This window comes from Paenibacillus radicis (ex Xue et al. 2023), assembly GCF_024722015.1.
Lineage (GTDB): Bacteria > Bacillota > Bacilli > Paenibacillales > NBRC-103111 > Paenibacillus_S.
On record NZ_JANQBD010000033.1, the window covers coordinates 13190 to 32172 of the forward strand.

General features: G+C 52.8%; 2 protein-coding genes. Both read right to left on the reverse strand.

Annotated features, from left to right (window positions below; all coding sequences use genetic code 11):
* Nucleotides 1–571 precede the first annotated feature (571 nt).
* Nucleotides 572–11236: an S-layer homology domain-containing protein gene (locus tag NV381_RS32310; RefSeq protein WP_258217431.1), complete on the reverse strand. Its 10665-nt coding sequence runs from the start codon at nt 11234–11236 to the stop codon at nt 572–574.
* 95 nt (nt 11237–11331) lie between these two features.
* Entirely contained in the window at nt 11332–18948 is a 7617-nt protein-coding gene (locus NV381_RS32315) for an S-layer homology domain-containing protein (protein ID WP_258217432.1), read from the reverse strand.
* Nucleotides 18949–18983 lie beyond the last annotated feature (35 nt).

Sequence of the window (18983 nt, forward strand, 5' to 3'; positions counted from 1 at the left end):
ACGCCGCAACGCGCGCCCAGGATTCGCTCGCATTACAGGTATCGGTATCAGGGGGGGCGATTACAGTAATGTAAAGCAGCCTGGCAGACCTAAGGAAATATCAGGAAATTTTCAGGTTAATTGCTCCGAAAAATAGCATGTTAAGCCCAATATCTGGAGTTTCTCATTCTAAATCTACGTATTTTGGCTCATATCATCCATATATTAGAGTTAGTTTTTCCAGCTAAATTGATTTCAAATGATATCCAGGCTGGATTAACGTGAGGATTTCCATCTATTACCTTTCTTTCGACAACCGCTCGAAAATCATAGTCTCCTCTGGAATGAAAGTGCACCTTTGAACATCTATTTTCGCAACATCACTTAAGTAACACATCCAAAAAGGGGTGTCCCAAGAAGTCATAAAATGACAAGGGGCTGCCCCTAGGCTAAAGCTACTTTTGATATGCCCCCTCACAGCAGCAGGCTTTATTCTTTCACCTGTCTACCGTATGGGGAGCATATCAAGTAGCTAAAGCTTGGGGACAGCCCTCATCAAAATATCATTTAATACAATGGAAACGGAACGTACTTAAATCAGTCCTGATTTCTGTAATAATTTCTGGATAATAGATGCTACTTCCGCGCGAGTCATATTATCGGCAGGAGCCATAAGACTGCTGCTTCTTCCTGATACAAGTCCCGCTTTCAAGCTTGCTGCTATGCCTGACTTCGCATAGTCAGCTACAAGAACAGAGTCCTTAAAGCCTGCGAGCAATTGCTCCGTTTCTCCCGCGGCAAGTGCTGCATCCATACCTGCAATCTTCATAGCTCTTGCGATGATCGTCATAGACTGCTCACGGGTAATCTTGTCCATGGCTCCAAAGCTGCCATTGTCATACCCGGAAATAATTCCATATTCATGAGCTGCTTGAATGTAAGGGGCGTACCAGTCCGATGCTTTTATATCACCGAACTGATGGGTACCGACTACTTCAGCCTTAAGGCCCAATGCCTTGACCACGATAGCGGCAAACTCGCCGCGGGTAATGTCACGGTTAGGCTCATACAGCCCTTCGCCTACCCCGCCTACAACCATTCGTGATCCCATATCATTGATGGCATCCTTCGCCCAGTGATTCTCAGCATCCTTAAACTCCATTGGATGCGCGATCAACGAATACGTAATACCGTTCGTTAAACTATTGATTGCAGCATAGGCTTTGCCGTCCACAAATCTGATTTTCGTAGGCACATGGCTAACTGCACCATTCGCTTCTACTACAACTCCCGTTGTTACCTTATTGGCAGTTGCTTCATCCGTTATGGCCAGCATCCTTTCCACGTAGGTGTTGAACTTATCGAGTTCTCCCGTTATGTCACCATACATGTAGGAAGCCTTAAAGCTTATAGGCGGCATGAGGACGGTGAAATTACCATTGACTGCCGCGGTAGCCAGCTGTTTAACCTGTTCTTGCCCAGACGTACGTATTTCGATTCGTATCTTGATATCCTTTAAAGCCGCTTGCTTGCCCAGCTTCTCGGAGATCGCGTTCACATGGAGCTGCTGCGCCGGTATGGTGTAGGTCGCCGTGCCTGTATTCACTTTCAATACAGCGTTCTTGTTTTCCATAGATTTGACAAACTCGGCACTCATCTCTCCAATCGATATATCCGATGATTTATTGAACATGATGGTAATTTCCGCTTTGTCGCCTTGCTGCTCCAGGATTTTCCCCATTACAGGCTCATTCACTGCGATTGTGGTTGTGACGGTCGAGCCATTGACCAATGTCGTTTCCGAACCCGCCGTTTCCGGCTTGCCATTAACAAGAACATCAACGGTTGAACCAGTCGTAGGCATAAAACCGCCTCCGCCTCCCCCGCCACTACCGCCGGAAACGTTCTCCCTTTTCGTATACACAGCCTGAACAGCTTCACTGTCGTTTTTACCTCCAGCTACAACAATCGCCTTCACGGTTGTAGTCTGTGTTAAAGCTAAAGGCTTGTTATACCGTAATGACTCCTCAGTAGGTGAGCTGCCGTCCAAGGTGTAATAAATGATTCCCTTTGGCTCATCAGCAGATAAGGTGATATTAACCGTTCCATCAAAGGTGGTAGTCGACAATCCTGTCGGCTTCTGTGCCGTATCGGCATACATCAGAGCCTGCTTATTCACGGTAATGGTTTTGCTCTCCTGCTGCAAAGATGCGACAAGCTGCACCTCGCCCTCTTTGTTCACAGTCTTCCACACAATGGAAGGGTCGTTAGTTAAAGTATAACTGGATTTCACACGATAAGCTGTATCATATTCATTCAGCACAACTGCCGCTGCCGCCAGTTTGGCCGTATCTAAGCCGTCAAACTGGGCCAACCGAGGATACAACCCAGCGGAAGCCTTCCAGATCGTCGCGTCCAATCCTGCGTACAGCGTACCCTTTACAAGAGCGCCGGTTTTCAGATTCTCTGCCTTGCCTGGTACGGATTTGACGATTTGACCGCTGCTATCGCTGTAAACAATATCTTCCTTGAGCATCTGCCTGTCGCCGAACGCATTCGCAATGGACGCTTGATCCGCGACCTGTCCGGCTATTCCGCCGTAGAAGGTCTTGTTGTAGATCATCAATCCGTTTATTGCTCCTTCGACCTGTCCATAGCTCAGGACGTTATTGATGCTGCCCGCGAGCGCATATCCGGTTATTCCTCCTGCCCGGGTAATGCTTTGGCCCGAGACATGAATATTCCCGGCGTTCAAGACGCCGTTCAGAGATCCTTCGTTTTCGCCGACAATTCCTCCGGCGCTTACAACATCGGCTTCTGCATGAAGCTCTGCAGCCGAAAAGCTTTTTTCAATGACAGCAGCCGGGCTGCTTGTTCCGGCGAGCCCGCCAATCTTCACCAGAGCGGCATCCTTTTTAATGTCGATGCTCCCTACAGCATAAGAGGCTTCAATGCGAGCCATATTTTCGCCGGCCAATCCTCCTGCGATATGCCCTTTGCCGGATATCGCCCCCTTAAAGTGGGAACGGTCTATGCTGCCTTCATTCCTGCCGACAATCCCTCCGGCCACGCCATCCTTAATCGATAGCTCTCCTTGGACAGAAGCTTGGATGATCGCGGCTGTCGTCTTGCCGGCTATACCGCCGATATAGCCGGAGCCTTTAATGTTTATACCGCTTAGCTCCACATCCTTGATTTCGTTGTCCGTTTCCGATACAACGCCTGCCGCTGTCCCGCTTGCCGCTTCCACAGTCACGCTTGTCGCCCGAATGCCGCTGATAGGTCCCGTCACCGCTCCGGCCATACCGCCAAGCGCGCCTTCGCCCTTGACCGTCACATTCCCGGCAGCCACGTTTGAAATGCCTGCAGCCTCTCCTGCTATGCCTCCGGCATGATGCACGGCTGTTACTGAGATGTCTCCTGTCCGGATATTCGCTACCTGCTTTGCCGATCCAGCTATTGCTCCGGCAAAGTTTCCTGTCGCCACAATCTGCGTCTTCCCGGTCACGGTGATACCGCTGATCGCCGCCGTCGTCTTGCCGGCTATGCCTCCTATATAGTCAGAGCCTTTAATGTCTACACCGCTTAGCTCCACATCCTTGATTTCGTAGCCCGTCTCCGACACAACGCCTGCCGCCGTCCCATTAGACGCTTCCACAGTCACGCTTGTCGCCCGGATGCCGCTGATAGGTCCCGTCACCGCTCCGGCCATGCCGCCAAGCGCGCCTTCGCCCTTGACCGTCACATTCCCGGCAGCCACGTTCGAAATGCCTGCCGCCTCTCCTGCTATGCCTCCGGCATTATGCGCGGCTGTTACGGAGATGTCGCCTGTCCGGATATTCGCTACCTGCTTCGCCGATCCGGCTATCGCTCCGGCAAAGTTTCCTGTCGCCACAATCTGCGTCTTCCCGGTCACGGTGATGCCGCTGATCGCCGCCGTCGTCTTGCCGGCTATACCGCCGATATAGCCGGAGCCTTTAACGTTTACACCGCTTAGCTCCACATCCTTGATTTCGTTGTCCGTTTCCGGTACAACGCCTGCCGCTGTCCCGCTTGCCGCTTCCACAGTCACGCTTGTCGCCCGGATGCCGCTGACTGGCCCTGTCACCGCTCCCGCCACGCCGCCAATCATCCCTTCGCCCTTGACTGTCACGTTCCCGGCAGTCACATTCGAAATGCCTGCAGCCTCTCCTGCTATGCCTCCGGCATGATGCGCGGCTGTAACGGTGATGTCGCCTGTTTGGATATTGGACAGCTGCTTTGCCGATCCGGTAATCCCTGCCACATAATCCCGACCGCTTATTTCGAGATTCCCTGCCGAGACGCCACTGAGGACGCCGATGCTTTTACCTACTGCACCGCCTACATAATCCCCGCTTCCGGACACTTTGCCGCTTACGGTGATGCTCGAGATAACGCCGTTCTCCGCATTCGTTCCTGCGACAATCCCTACATTCGATCCGGCTGCAATACGTGCGTCAGCGAAGACCGTGTTCCGGATTGTCCCCTTATTAATTCTCACAAAGCCGAAGTTCTCAATGCCCTTTCCGCCATAGCTGATGCCGGCGATCTTTTTGCCTCCGCCGTCCCATTCTCCTGTGAACTCTTCGAAAGGAATCCATAGTGCGCCGGAAAGGTTCACATCCCGTCCCAGCGTCACTTTCGATAGCGTTGGCTTCTGTGCTGCGTTTTTATGATACAGACGATAGAAGCTGAGATCTGAATCATTTAGCAGCGCTACCACAGCTCCAAGCTGTTGCTCGCTGGTAATGACAAGACTGCCAGCGGACGACGGCTCCATCATAAACGACATATCCGGTGCAAATGTCCAGCTGGAAACGTTTCTAAGCACAGGCTTGCCGCCATTGCTTCCATCCAGATATGCCCAGAAAGCATGATCTGTGGCAGAATCCCAACCGGCAAGGCTTTCCTGCACAGAGAGATCAGCACGAGTAAGGCCCTGCACCGCCGTTCCATGGCCGATCCCCGTATCTCCCTCATAATAGGAATTGTTCACCTGGCCGTCTCTGAAGTTATAGCCGATGAAAGAGCCGACATAGGAGTTGGATCCATTGGCCAGAGAAGCCATGTGCCCCACAGCGGCGTACGTCTCCGTCAGAGTGCCGTTGTTATACCCGGCAAAGCCGCCCGCGTACGCCCGCGTTGCTCCGTGTGCACCAATAGCCTCCACGCTGCTTTGGGCAGCATAGGCTTTAGCAATAACTGCGCCCTGATCGATCATACCGGCAAAGCCGCCGCTTCTGGCATCAAAGGCCGTGTTGGAAACTGTTCCCGAGGCATAAGCTTCCTGAATCGTATAGTGATCGATATCCCCGGCAAAGCCGCCGGCGTATGAGCCCGCCTTCCCGGATACAGTAACGGAGCCTTTCGCGTAAGAACGCTCAATCGATCCGTTGCCAATACCGCCGGATTCCAGAAGTCCGGCAAAACTTCCCGTGTATAGCGTCGTGTATGGATTATCACTGGCAACCCGTACGATCGAATCGGAAACCGAGTTTCGGATGATCGTATCCGCCACCCTGCCGACAAAGCCTCCCGTATGAGCGGCAGTAGTGACACCCGAGTTCCCCACCGTGCCGCTAATATTCACGGTACTGCCGGCATTTGCCTGTGAATAGAAAATCCGGCCGCCTGTCGAAAGTCCGGCGATACCTCCCGCATTGTAAATGCTGGAGTTCGAAGCCGTAATAGCGGAGGTTGAAACCCCGTTTACGATGTCCCCTTGGTTCCTGCCGGCGATACCTCCGATACTGGCCGTTTTCACGCCTGAAGCCTCGATACCCGAAGCAGCGCTTGCGTAATAAAGGGAGGACGACTTGTTCAATCCGACAACACCCCCGACCGAAACGTCGGCCTGATTGCCTGTCCCCACGATTCGGACTGTTCCGCCTTCCGCCTTGGATAGCGTGATCCCCCTGTACAAAGGAAGTATCTTGCCAAAATCGAAAGCCGTATCCACCGTCGTCTCAGCGATCCCCGCAATGCTTCCCACGTTGCTTGCTCCCAATGACGTGGACAGGGTAATATCCGGGACTGTCGTTGCTTTATAAATAATCGAATCAAGGCTTCTGCCGGCGATGCCTCCCACGTTTGCGCCATCCGCGCTCAACTTGATGATCCCCTTGAAAACGCCGTTCAGAAGAGCCGATTTTTCCAGACTACCGGCAACGCCCCCTGCATTGCCGCCGGTTCCTGCGGAAATAACCGCTTGCTCAATGGTCACATCAGAGACGTCCCATACGGCTGATTCTTTACCCGTTTTGGTTCCGATAATGCCCCCTACATTGCCGCTGCCCGTAATATTCATCGGATTGGCAATGCCTTCATTATGAGCAAGGAGGCGGATTCCGCTCACGGTATGATCCCTACTTGAGATGCCCGCAGCGCCTCCCGTACTGCTGTCGGAGCCTGAGCCTTTGATCATTCCGCCATTCATCTTGATGGTCGTGTCGGCGAGGCTGCCAGTAGAACCATAACCGATTACACCTCCAACGGCTGCGCCGCTAGTGAAGGAGCGGATTTCCCCGGTAGCATCCACGGCAACAGCAGCTTGCCGTATCGTTCCCTGGCTCTCCCCGGCAACACCGCCTGTATACATTCCTCCGGTCACATAACCTCCGGCCGGTACGTTAATATTTACGTTGGAGATTTGTCCCTTGTTCCACGCAACCAGCGCGCCGACACGGCTTGCCCCTGTCACCGCAACTGGCTCCAGCTTGACTTGGCTGATAACTGCGCTGCTTCCTGCTACTCCGAATAAGCCGGAAAAATCAGGCTTATCCACTCTCAAACCGCTGATCAAGTAGTTTTTGCCGTTAAAGCTTCCCTCAAAAGCATGCTGCTCGCTATTGCCGATCGGTATCCACTGAGCGGACTGAATACGGATGGGAGCAGTGAGTTCCACCACTCTTCCGGCAAAATCGAACCGCGGAAGCCCTGTCACACGGCCGTTAACGATTGCCGCAAGTCCCGCCAGCTCTGCTTCCGTGCCGATGGAGAAACGAAGATCCTCTTTATGCTGCGTATACCAGCTGATATTGACGTTGATCTCAGGCTGGGTGGGGCCTCCCCCGCTGCCGGCTTCCAGCACCAGCTCGGGATAAATGTAAGCCGCATGGGTCGTACCGTACGTCCATAATTTATTCTGGCTGCTGAAATCCCAGCCGGACAAAACTTTGAAGGCCTCTCTATCCGCCAGACTGCTGGACAGAATAGGGGACAGGCGCCTATAGAGCTTCAGCTCGTAATAGTTTCCTGCTGCAAAGTCTAGCAGACCGCTGTTGATCCCTAAAGTTTCATCTTTCACATAATAGTTGTTTTCCAGCAGTTCCTTATTGGCCGTATCGTACCTGCCGGCGAAGGCGCCCGCATAAGCGCCATTTTCTCCGGAAATTTGCCCTGCCGAATAGCTGTCTTTGGCGGTACCGCCTGTTATTCTGCCGAAGAAGCCTCCTGCAAAGGAATTGGCACCTTGCGCCAGCACATTTTTCGCCGTGTAGCTGCTGTCTACACTACCGCTGTCCTGCCAGCCCACAAGACCGCCTACGTTGGCATAGGCCCCGTTGGAAGAAACAACGGAGGAGGTGTACGACCGATCAACCGTGCCGCTGTTTTTGCCGATCAATCCGCCCAGGTAACCGTATCCGTCCCCGGTTCCACTAATGTCGGCCGATATATCGTTATTAATGTAAGAGGAAGCGACAAGTCCGGTGTTCTCACCGACAAGGCCGCCTGCCGTCGTCCGGCTGCCTCCCAAGGTCAAGCCCGCACTTGAGAACGAGTAGTATACCGCCTTGGCATTCAGTCCGACAAGGCCGCCTACCGTGTTCTGACTGCCCTGGGAGACGACGCGGAAGCCGTCGGAAATGCTTGTATTGGCGATCACAGAGCGGTTCTCTCCTACAAGACCGCCCACTTTGGAATCAGAGGAGTTCACCGTCAAACTGCCGAGACTCCTGTTATTTTGAACGGAGCTTGCTATCGCCCTTGGGTCGCCGTCGTCCATACCTCCAGCTCTGGTATCGTTCAAGCCGACAAGGCCGCCCAAAACGGAATTGCCGGACGAGGCGTTTGCCGTTATGTTGATCGCCGACATGTAGTTATCCGCAATGAGAGCGCTGCTTGATCCTTTGTGGTAACCGACCAATCCGCCTACTGTAGAGTGCGGAGCGTTGTCTGTGATCTTCACATTAACGGCATACAAGCTGCGTATCGGGGTCGTTTCATTCCAGCCAACAGCCCCTCCAGCCGTTGTTCCATCTGCAGCTTCCAGGAGATGGATGAGCACGTTCTCCACATTGCGGCCTTGGGCATTCCCGCTGATGGAGGCGCCTGCCGCCTTGCCGGTTATACCGCCGACAAGGGAATTCGCCCCGCCGACCTTGAGAATGGCGTACTCCCCTTCCTCAGCAGATATGGAAGAGTTTATTATTTCATTTTCCGTATATCCTGCAATGCCTCCCACCTTGGAAGTAGCACCGGTTGCAGTAATTAGAGGCTTCTGGACAATGCTGCTTTGAATATGATAACCGGCTCCCTTAGATTCCCCGGCGATACCGCCTGCCGTAGAACCGGCGCCGCTGATCGTAATGACAGGGCTGCCACTGACGACAGAATCCAGATTGGAGAGGATGCTTTGACCGGCGATGCCTCCCGCGATACTGCCATCCCCGGTGGCGTTGATAAGAGCATTGGCAACTGCCGCGTCTACACCATTGCCGGTTATGGCCGCATTCTCCAGTATTCCCGCAATGCCTCCGGCCACGGATTGCGGTCCGTTTACCGTCAGCTTCGGATTCAGGTCATCCTCGCTAATGACTTTAGGCAGGACGATGCTGCCGCTGCTGCGGCCTGCAAGAAGGCCTGCGATACTGCTCTGCCCTTCGGCGGAAATATCCGGATTCAGAATCGCTATACTGTTAAGCGTTCCCGCGTTCTGACCGATGATGCCGCCCGCTTGTGCGCGCGCGCCGCTGGAAGTGAGCTTGATATTGCGAATGTTTGGCAGATTAGCAGCGGCAAGCGAAGCGCTGTTTTTGCCGAATACACCGCCGATGATGGAGTCAGCCCCGCTGGATTGCAGCGTTAGCTCGCTAGTCTCCGTCAAAGGCATCGAGATATAAACATTGCCCGAACGGTTTTCACCGACTGCTCCTCCGAGCATGGTCTTGTCTGCGGCGGAAGTCACACTCACATTCTTAACCGTGATGGGTGACGCCCCGCTTCCAATGAACGCCGTCGGGGCGGTCTCCCCGGCTATTGCTCCCACTCTCCCGGCAAGCCCGTTCTGGCCTTGGGCACGAATGGTTATATACTCAGGAGCAGAGGTCAAGATGCTTCCGGCTGAATAGCCGGCGATGCCTCCCGTATCCCCTGTAGAGTCAATAGCCGCCTGACTTGCAGCGGTGTTTCCCGCCTTGGCGCCTGAGATCGTTCCAGCCCCCAAATAGCCGACAATCCCCCCTGTATAGGTGTATTCTCCTCCTGCTACTGTGAGCGTCCCTGTAAAGGAGGCGCCATCTATGGTTCCGGCCTGCTCAACAAGCCCGACAATGCCGCCGGTAAAAATGCCTGCAGCCAAATCCGTATTTTGCGTGGCAGTTCCATTGACACGAATCGTTTTGGCGTACTGCTCGCCCGAGAGATTGGCCCCGGCTGCCGCGATTTTGCCGATGTAGCCGCCGGTGTACAAAGCTTTGTCTCCCGTTACTGTAATATTGCCTGTATTCGATACGTTGTTTGCCGCCTGCGTGTAAGCCTGACTGGAAATGATTCCTCCCGTATAAATGTCCGACTTGCCGGTTACCGTAATGTCTCCACTGTTGACATACGCTCCCTGCTGCGTGCTGCCGAAGGCGACCTGTCCGCCGGCTGCACCAAGGAAGCCCCCTGTATAAATTTGGGAAGCACTGCCGGACACAGTTACTTTCCCTTGATTTTTAATCTTACTGCCGGGCGCTGCGGTAAGATTGCCGTCCACATAACCTGCAACAGAGCCTGTGTATACTCCTCCCGTACCGGAAGCCGCAGCTTCGACATCCCCGCTATTATCGAGGCTGCTGCTCAGGGTCAGGTTTCCTTTTACCCGACCTACCAGGCCTCCCGTATACACCCGATCCTTCGCCTGATTGCGGACCAATCCCGAACTTGCATAATTGAAGCCAAGAGGCAAATCCTTTTCGAACAAGCCCGCCAGCGAGCCTGCATAGGCCTCCGTGGAATTGCTCGCGTCTACCTGCACATTACCCGAGTTGGCCGTCTGGTCGGAGAAGGTGACCGAATCCGCCGAGGCTACCAAACGGCCAATGATTCCGCCGCTATAAGCGGTTGTCCCGCCCGATTTGACGTTGCCGCTGTTTGTGATGGTCGAGTTGCCTTCTGCCATCGACAAACCGGTATTCACCTGACCGATGATCCCGCCTGCCGCTGCAGCCCCGGTGTTCACTACGGAAATTGCCCCCGTGTTTTTATTAGAGATCGTATTCAGCGTAAGCGCACCCTCGGTAACACCCGTGATGCCCCCGGCGCCTGCAAGGTAGGTAACACCGGTAACGGTAACGGGAGCGCTGTTTGCCACATTGTAGATTCTCCCGCTTGCCGACCCGGCGATGCCACCCGCATAGCCAGCATAGGTATTGCCGGTCACCGTGACGTCCAGGCTGACTTTCGTGGATACATCGTAGATATAGCTGCCGCCGCTACCGGTGCTCTTAACGCGTCCGGCAAGGCCTCCCGCATACATCTCTCCCGAAGAGTTGACCTCTACTGTTCCGGACAGTATTAAGCCTCCTCCCACCGTGGCATTTTCCATGTTGCCGATAAAGCCCGCATAACTGTAGTTGCCTTTTACTTTTATCCCGGAGATGGTAATAGGTCCGCCGATCTTGGCAATGAGAGTGCCTCTGAACGGATGATCCTTCGTACCGATCGGAGTCCAGGTGTATGTCGACAAATCCATTTCCCTTCCATTAAAGCTGTCCGCGTTCATTTCCAGAATCTTCCCTTGAAAATTCGTCGTTCCATTATTTACAAGCTTGGCAATTCCCGCCAGCTTGCTAGGACTGTCGATCGTAAACGTCGGATAATTGGGATTATTCAAATACCAGTCTACTTCGGCATGATTTCCATCCGTCCAACTCTCGCTGTCCGCTTGCACCAGCAGTGCTCCCCACGTGAGCAATAGTAGCATCAAAAGAATGCCGATCTTAAAGCTTTTTCTCGAAAAAGCTTTACTCATGAAATGTCCTCCCTAGTCTCTATGCATACCATATCCAGCCCAAAAGCCGTTCAAGACAGGCTTCGGGGCTGGACCATGATATTACAATTTGCACATTATCTTGGCGCCAAAAGCTTCTCCAGCCGGATCGCAATGGCTGCTGATTGCGCTCTTGTCAGCACGCCCGCCGCGTCCAGTCCCGCATCCGTTCCCAGAATAACGTCATTTTTGACGCTTATGGCCACGTCTCTTGCGGCCCATTCCGGCAATGCAGAACCATCGGCAAACGAACTTAAAATTTCTTTAACTTCTTCATCGCTAATGCGGTTTGCTACTCCCGCATAATCCATTAATCTTCCTGCCATGACCATAGCTTGAAGTCTGGATAACTCTTGGCCCGGCCTAAAGGTATTGTCCTCATAGCCATTAACAATTCCTTTTTCCGCAGCGATAGCCACACTCCGCGAGAACCAATCCCCGCTTACTACATCGTTGAATTGTGCGGATGCTTCCTTGTTCATGAGCCCTGCCGTGCGGAGCAATACTGTAGCGAACTCCGCTCTTGTCACCTGGTTGTCCGGAGCAAAAATTCCCTTATCTCTGCCAACCATAAGAAGCTTGGATGCCGCTTCATCAATACTGTTCTTGCCCCAGAAGTTATCGTCAACATCGTGGAAGGATGTCTCACTTCCAATAAACGCAATGCTTCCGTTGCCTGTCAGATTGGCCTCCACATAAGCTTTGTCACCTGACATATTCAGCTTCCACGGGATGGTCGTCCAGTTGCCGTTGCTTTCCTTGAGAACTACTGCCCTAATCTCCCCTGCCGCTACATCACTAGGAACCGGTATTTTGACAGTCACATAGCGGTCAAACTTGGAAGGAAGTTTGAAGGCCACTCCCTGTCCCAGCATCCGGGCACTCATTCCGGCTGCAAGGTCTTTGAGGCTTTGAACCTCAGACTCGCTGTTTTTGGCGATTTTCACCTGATAACCATCGGCGCCTGACAGAAGCGAATTCGCACTCAGCAGAACAGAGGCCAGAGATGTGTCAATTAGGATCGCCTGATCTTCTTTCAGATTTTTATCCAAATTAAAGATAAAGGTATGAGCGGATGTGTCGTTCGCCACGATCCGGTTCTCTCCAGCATTCAGCTCTTTGCCAGTGAGGGCTATCGTCAACACGCCATCCGATTGCTGTCCGGCAACCTGTTTTCCGTTCACTGTCGAAGTCGCCGGTGTGGAACCACCGCCGAAGCCGCCGCCGCCACCACCGGTATTGCCTCCAGTGCCGCCACTGTTAACTGGAGTCCAGACCTGAGCAGTGATTCTTGAACTTGTCCCCAGAGCTCGCTTATCTTCGACGCTTCTCTTCGCGACAACTACATAATCTCCGCTCAAAGCCGAGATGATCATATTCGAAGGCAGAACAGTCCAGCCCGACAAGTCGTCGTACATTTTAGGCGCATTGGCGCCTACTTTGTACACAAGCTCCGCTCCATTCATATTCCCCGTGTTCGTCACACTGAGTCTGGTTTTGCCGGTTGTATTGTCGATTGGATTCGATACCGCCGACAAGGCTTCCAGCAAGTCAGGCACCTTCACGACCGTCATGGAGCTTATCGCCGTATCTTCCGATACGTTATAGCTGGCGCTAACGATGCTGGAACCCGATTTCAACGCCTTCAGCGTTCCATCTTCCCCGACTTCAACCGCCTCTCCCAAATAGCTTGAGAAGCTCAGCTTGTTCAGATCCTCGCGAGGGACAAGCACCTCACGGTAGCTTACCTTGCCGGCTGCATCCTTCCCGTTCGGATATCTCAGTAAAGCCTCTACCTTTTTACTTTCTCCCACCGCCATGTTCGACGGCTTTCTTAAAACGAGGGCGACCGGCGCCTTGAAACCGTCATTGGTCACATCGACAACCGCCTCGTTTCGATTCCCCGCTCCATCCACAACGACAAAATTCAGCTTGACCCTGGGCTCCTTGCTCGCTACTGGCACGGTTCCCGCGAATGTGCCGTCAGGCTGCACCGTGATACGGGTGCCATTGACGGTAAGTTCAGCATCATTGCTGGTCGTTCCCGATACGGCAATGCTTCCGTTCGAAGTTCTGTCTCCTGTGCCAGGAGAAGAAATATAGATGACAGGAGCGATGGTATCCACCGTCAAATACAGCATCGTAACGGAAAAGTCGCCCGTATGCTTGTTTTTGGCCCACAGCTCGACGCCGTAGGTGCCGTCTGTAGTAAAGCCGCTCAAATTCAATACGCCCGAGCTGCCGCTTCCTTGGCCCGAAAGCTCCACGGATGCGATGCTTCCCTCCGAGTAAATGGCTTCCACCTCTACATCCTGCTGATCGGACACAAGCTCGATGCGTTGGGCGGTATTCGCGGTGAGCACCGTCATCGATTTACCCTCGGCTCCCATCTTGCCCGTAGGAGACGAAAGCTTCGGTTTACTCGGTACAGGCAACAATGTTTTAACGGAATCCACCCTGTCCGACCTATGCCAATTCTCGTGTTGATCCATGCTTTTCGGAGGCTTGACAGCCGCCGTGACGCCAATTACATATTCATTTCCGGTTTCAAGACCCGTATATTTCAGCGGCATCCCTGCGGAATTTTCCGAGAGAGAGTCATGATTCACTTGGCTGGAGCTGGAAACGGCATTCCATCCACCAACACGGATATGCTCATATTGCCCGGAAGCTTCATTCCAATACTTCTGAAGCTCTTCCCCTTCAAGCGTAATGCCGCCGAATTTAGGATAGGCTGAAAGCTTTCCTCCGGCTGATTCCTGAAGCGCGTCGATATAATAGCTCTGCGGGTATCCCTTTTGTTCTGGTTTTCCATTGCCAGGCTTAAAGGATAGATCAAAATATCCATTGCCAACCGGAACGATCTTCACCTGACTAACCTGTTCAGGCGCCAGCGGGTCGACGATGCGAAACTTCTCCGCGGAGGTTTTGGTCGAGAAGCCCGCTACGGAGTGCAGCTCCGCTCTCAAATAATAATCTCCCTGGCTGATCAATCCGCGTATATCTTCCATACCGCCCAGCAGCGGTACCTGGCTGACATCAATGACCTTGCTGCCGGTACCCGTTGAATCGACCGGCACATCTTTGGCTATCAGCACTCCCGGGTTTCCGACAGCCGGCACTTGTACCGTTTGGCCGTTGCTGTCTTTTGCCGTAGCCATCTCCCCGGTAATCGCATCCTTGGAGAGATAGAGGCTAACAGTATCCCCGTTTTTGGCGTTGCCAACATTCCAGGAAGCTTTAAACAACTTGGAATCGGAGGTATCCGCAGTCAGCTTGATTTCTTCCAAAGTAGACGGAAGAGGCACGTTCAGCAGCTTGGTCTCCACAGTCTGATTGGCATACAGAGTCCAGTTTCCTCCCTTGATCACCTCTTTGGGAATAGCGACATACGCTTTTCTCCGGCCCGTTGTGCCTTCTGACGGAGAACCTTGAATAAACTGGGTATACCCCGGCAAATGTCCTTTTTCAGCGACGGTCCCCGACGATGCGGACGCAGCACCGGCCTCATAAAAGACAACCGGATATTGGGTTCCGCGCGTATTGTCCCGCAAAGTCAGCTCAGGAGCTTTTTGGTCGAAATACTCCACCTCCAGCAAGCCGTTTCCGGTCACGCTTCCCATCGGAAGCACGTGATTTTTGCCGCCGTTCGAAACGGTAATTCCGCCGATGCCGACATCCATCGAACCGTTATCCAGGATACTGACGCCATCTCCCGCGCTGCGATATTGGATCTCATGCAGTTGATTTTCGGCCCACACCTTGGACGTAGCCACAGGCTGAATGCCTTCCCCGATCACGACTAGCTTCGGTCTGTCATCCTGACTCTGCAATTGGAGGTATGCAAGACCTTCCGGCAATCCTTCTCCCGAAGTGCCGAATTCCAGGTCACCGCTCCAGTAATAGGTGATGCCCACTTGGATCATGATGAAGCCGATGCCGATACCGACGCCGCCCCATATTTTATCGTTGTCCAATCCCATGAACACGCTGCCTACAGGAATGCCTCCAACAATAGGAACTTTCGACGGAATTTGCACCTTCGCACCGACAAATCCTTTGAAATCGATCCGGTTCTTCTCCAGATTCTGACCGATGAAGATTTGGGCGTTGCCGATTATGACATTCCAGCCGAATACATCGAGCTCGGCCTCGGCCATTACAAACCACGGTGTCGACCATTGCGCCTCGATCAGCGCCATAGTCAGCATCTCGACTCTTTTGGACGTAGGGCTCGGAGAATAGTCAAGCTTTCCTTCAAGCCTGATTCCCGTCATCTTCAGCAGCAGATCAATGGAGCCGTAGAATGTGGCGGGAGGCAATCCGAACTTGATATCCACCCCGGCTCCTATGGTCAGAGGCACACTACTGCTGCCTCCGGCGATCGTATCCGCCAGTTCCCGGATGGAACCTCTTACGCCCGTCAAATACGTCGCACCGGTGATGAGAATGCCCGGGTCCATATCCTCTGCGCCAAAAGCAATGACGTCGGGCAGCACTCTGCCGTCGGTGACTTGCTTGAACCCAAGTTCTGCGCTTATAGTGGCGATGTTTTTGAGCTCTGCCTGAAATTTCATTCCATACTTGTTGGAGATGCCTGGCATCTTCTGTGTATAGTGGGTGACATTAAACTCTCCCGACACGTCCCCCGTCGTTCCCGCACCCTTGATGACCTTCTCTTTCCCTTTGTCGTCTTTCTCCCCTGTTTTCTTGTTCTGGGACGACAACAAGCCCATATCCTTGTCCAGATTGAATTTCAAGGCAGCGTCCACGCCTACAAAACCCTTCTGGTTAAAGAGCACATCCTTAACCTCCGGCTCAAGCACCTTCAGGTTCAAGGTACCGGCAAACGAAACCCCATCCTCGCGAAGCAGAAAATCGCTCAAAGCCAAGGAAAGGCCGCTGATAGAAAATCCTGGAGTCGCATACATGCTGTATTTGTTGAAGTAAACTTTATCGATCGCAATTTGCCGCAGCGGATTCATTCTTTCCCTTGCCGCGCCAGCCGCCCATTTCAACGCGCCGTTCAAGGTGCTGTCTTCGGGATTATCCTTAGCTTTCTTGGCCTTCTCTTCGGCCAACTTCTGCCGGGCTCTTTCATCCTTCGCATCCTGTTCCTCTTGGCTCAGTCTGAAAGTCTTTTTGAAGCTGTTATAGAAGTCCAAAGTCCACTCACCACGGTAGAAGAGGAAGCCGCTGTTGTAGATGGTAAGTTCGCCGTCTCCTTTGACAAACAAAGTGCTTAAAAACGGAAGATCGCTGCTCATGCCTAGAGCCTCAAGCTTTCCTTTGGAAAAAACGATGTCCTTACCCTTGTATGCTACCGTTTTATTGATAATGGCCGGTTCCGTCTTCGTATCGACCACGTATTCCGCTTTGTCGCCAATGCCGATCTGCTTGATCATGCCGCGAATTTCGACCAGCATCTCGTCGCCGCCGCTCTTGCTTCGTTTCAGATCATCTTCGCTTTGGAAGGTCTCGATCCGATAAGCGGACACATTTTGAAAGTCGACCAGCCCAGCCTCGTCATAAGTAGGGTCTATCGCCTTGCTGGCGGCCACCAGCCCGGTTTTGAAAGCTGCAAATTTCGTTACATCCGCAGTCAGTTGGCCGATATTGGCCACGTTATAACCTGGGTATGCCCGGTTTACTTCGGCCAGCTTGGCGCTCGGATTCACCACGTCGCCAAGAGCGTTCACCCTCAGATCAAGGGTCGTTTTGGTGACCGTCAAAATTTTCGCCTCGCGGATTCTTGCTTTATCGTTATCTGTAACCCGGAATGATTTCGGGGTTTTGACGCTGTACATAGCAGACATTTCCTCGTCTGCTCCGCCCTTAAAATCAATTTCCACCCGGTACTCGCCAAGAGGAAGCTCCGGTCCGAGACCCGCAGTCAGCACCTTGCCATAGTCATCCACCAGATCGCCGGTACGATATGTAATCCGCATATCACCCGTAAGGCCTTCGTCCGTAGCTTGGATGATGACCGAATCCTTGACCGGGATCTTGTATCGTTTTCCCGTCAGCACCTCTCTAAAGAACAGGTCGAAGTTGGGAGCTACATTTTGATTCCCCGGGTTATACGCTTCGATATTGGACATATTGAGCGTGATATATTTTTCATCCTTGCTGTAAGCCTCCTCCGGAGACATGGCGTACACGTAAGTAGGCGCTGCCTTTCCTACCGGAGGCAAGAAGACGAACCCTCCTTTGGAGGACGTATATTCCGCTTTTATTCCCTCATCTTGAATCGTTTCCACCTTTTGGCTTGTCTCGGGACTTTTGGCCGTAAGCAAGTATTGCTTCACCGTTGGCCAGGCCCTGCCCTTGGCTTTCACCTTGAAGGATACGGAGACGGTTTCCCCGGGCTTGTATTTGGGCTGGATGCCTTGGCTCGCCTCCTCCGGCGTTGCTTCTTTCCGGAGGGTCAAGTTGGTCGACCTGTAGGGAGTCGTCATGGCGTTCCCCTTAGCGTCTCTGACTATACTGCCCCTTTCATCCAGCTGTACAAAATCAAGGCCGCCATCGAGCGTGAGCTCCAGATCGATGTAGGAATGCTGCATCTGAAATGCCTGAAGATTTTCCACCTCAGCTGTGATGTTGAAAATGCCCTCGTCCTGATAGGCGCTTCCGTCATCGAGAGTGGCAAGCTGCTCCACAGGGTCCATATACCGGATGGAGAACACCTTGTCCGGCTGGATAATTTCCCCTAGACCATACACGGTTTCAAAGCTTTTGGCGCCGCCTGAGGCGACTATTTTAGGATTCCAGTAGAGGGCCACCGCAGCATCAGCGGTTCCGTAATCATTGGTATCCCGGGTAAAGTCCAGGCTCGGGTTTACCGTGTAATCCCATTTCGTATTGGCGAGGCCGGCCCAATGTCCGACGATCATATCGTCTACGATGTTGACATTTTTTTCGGAGAAATTGTTGAACCCGTAAGCAATCACATTGGTGGCCAAAGGATTGGTTAAATCCAGGCTGTCCCTCATCACCCAGTAAGGGGGGAGCTTATACAGCGCCCGCTCCCTCTCCGATATGTTAGGGTCATCCTCGGGATTATGAACCAGTTTTCTTTCCACTGTGAGAGGCGATTTAAAGGAGGTGCCGATCTGGAAGGCCGGACCGTCATTCCCCCCCACCATCGTATCCAGCAGCATTCTGCTGCCGACCTGAACATCGGCGCCTGTGCTGTTCAGAACCTCGTATCTTACATTCACGTTGCCGGCATTTTGTTTGTCCGACGAATTTGTGTAGAGCATCAGAATCTGCTTGATTTTAACTCCCTTGATTGTCCACACCGTTTCAATCTGCTTGGTTCCATCGGTGTTGACCACAATCTGGGGCTGAGTCACCTCGGAAAAGAAATCGACCGCAAATTTATAAGGATTACCGAAAATATAGTCCGTTCCGTCGATCCGAAAGGTGGTGAAGGACGTCTGCGGATCATCCCCGCCGAACAGCATATTGACGCCCTTGTCTTTTTTCCTTACAGGCTGTCCTCCCTCCGTACGCATCCCAAAGCGCCCCGATTTATTGTCGACGGTAACTTTGATGAAGTCGTTGGAAATCGTCGTTACCCCGGACTTCTGTATTTCCTCAGCCAGTGCAGCCACAGGAGCCACGTTCATAAGCAATGATATAAGCATGATATAAACCATCCATGCAAAGAGCCTTTTTCTCAAGCTTTTCATAATTGTTGTTACTGCCTCCTTAGCCTATCCTAGGA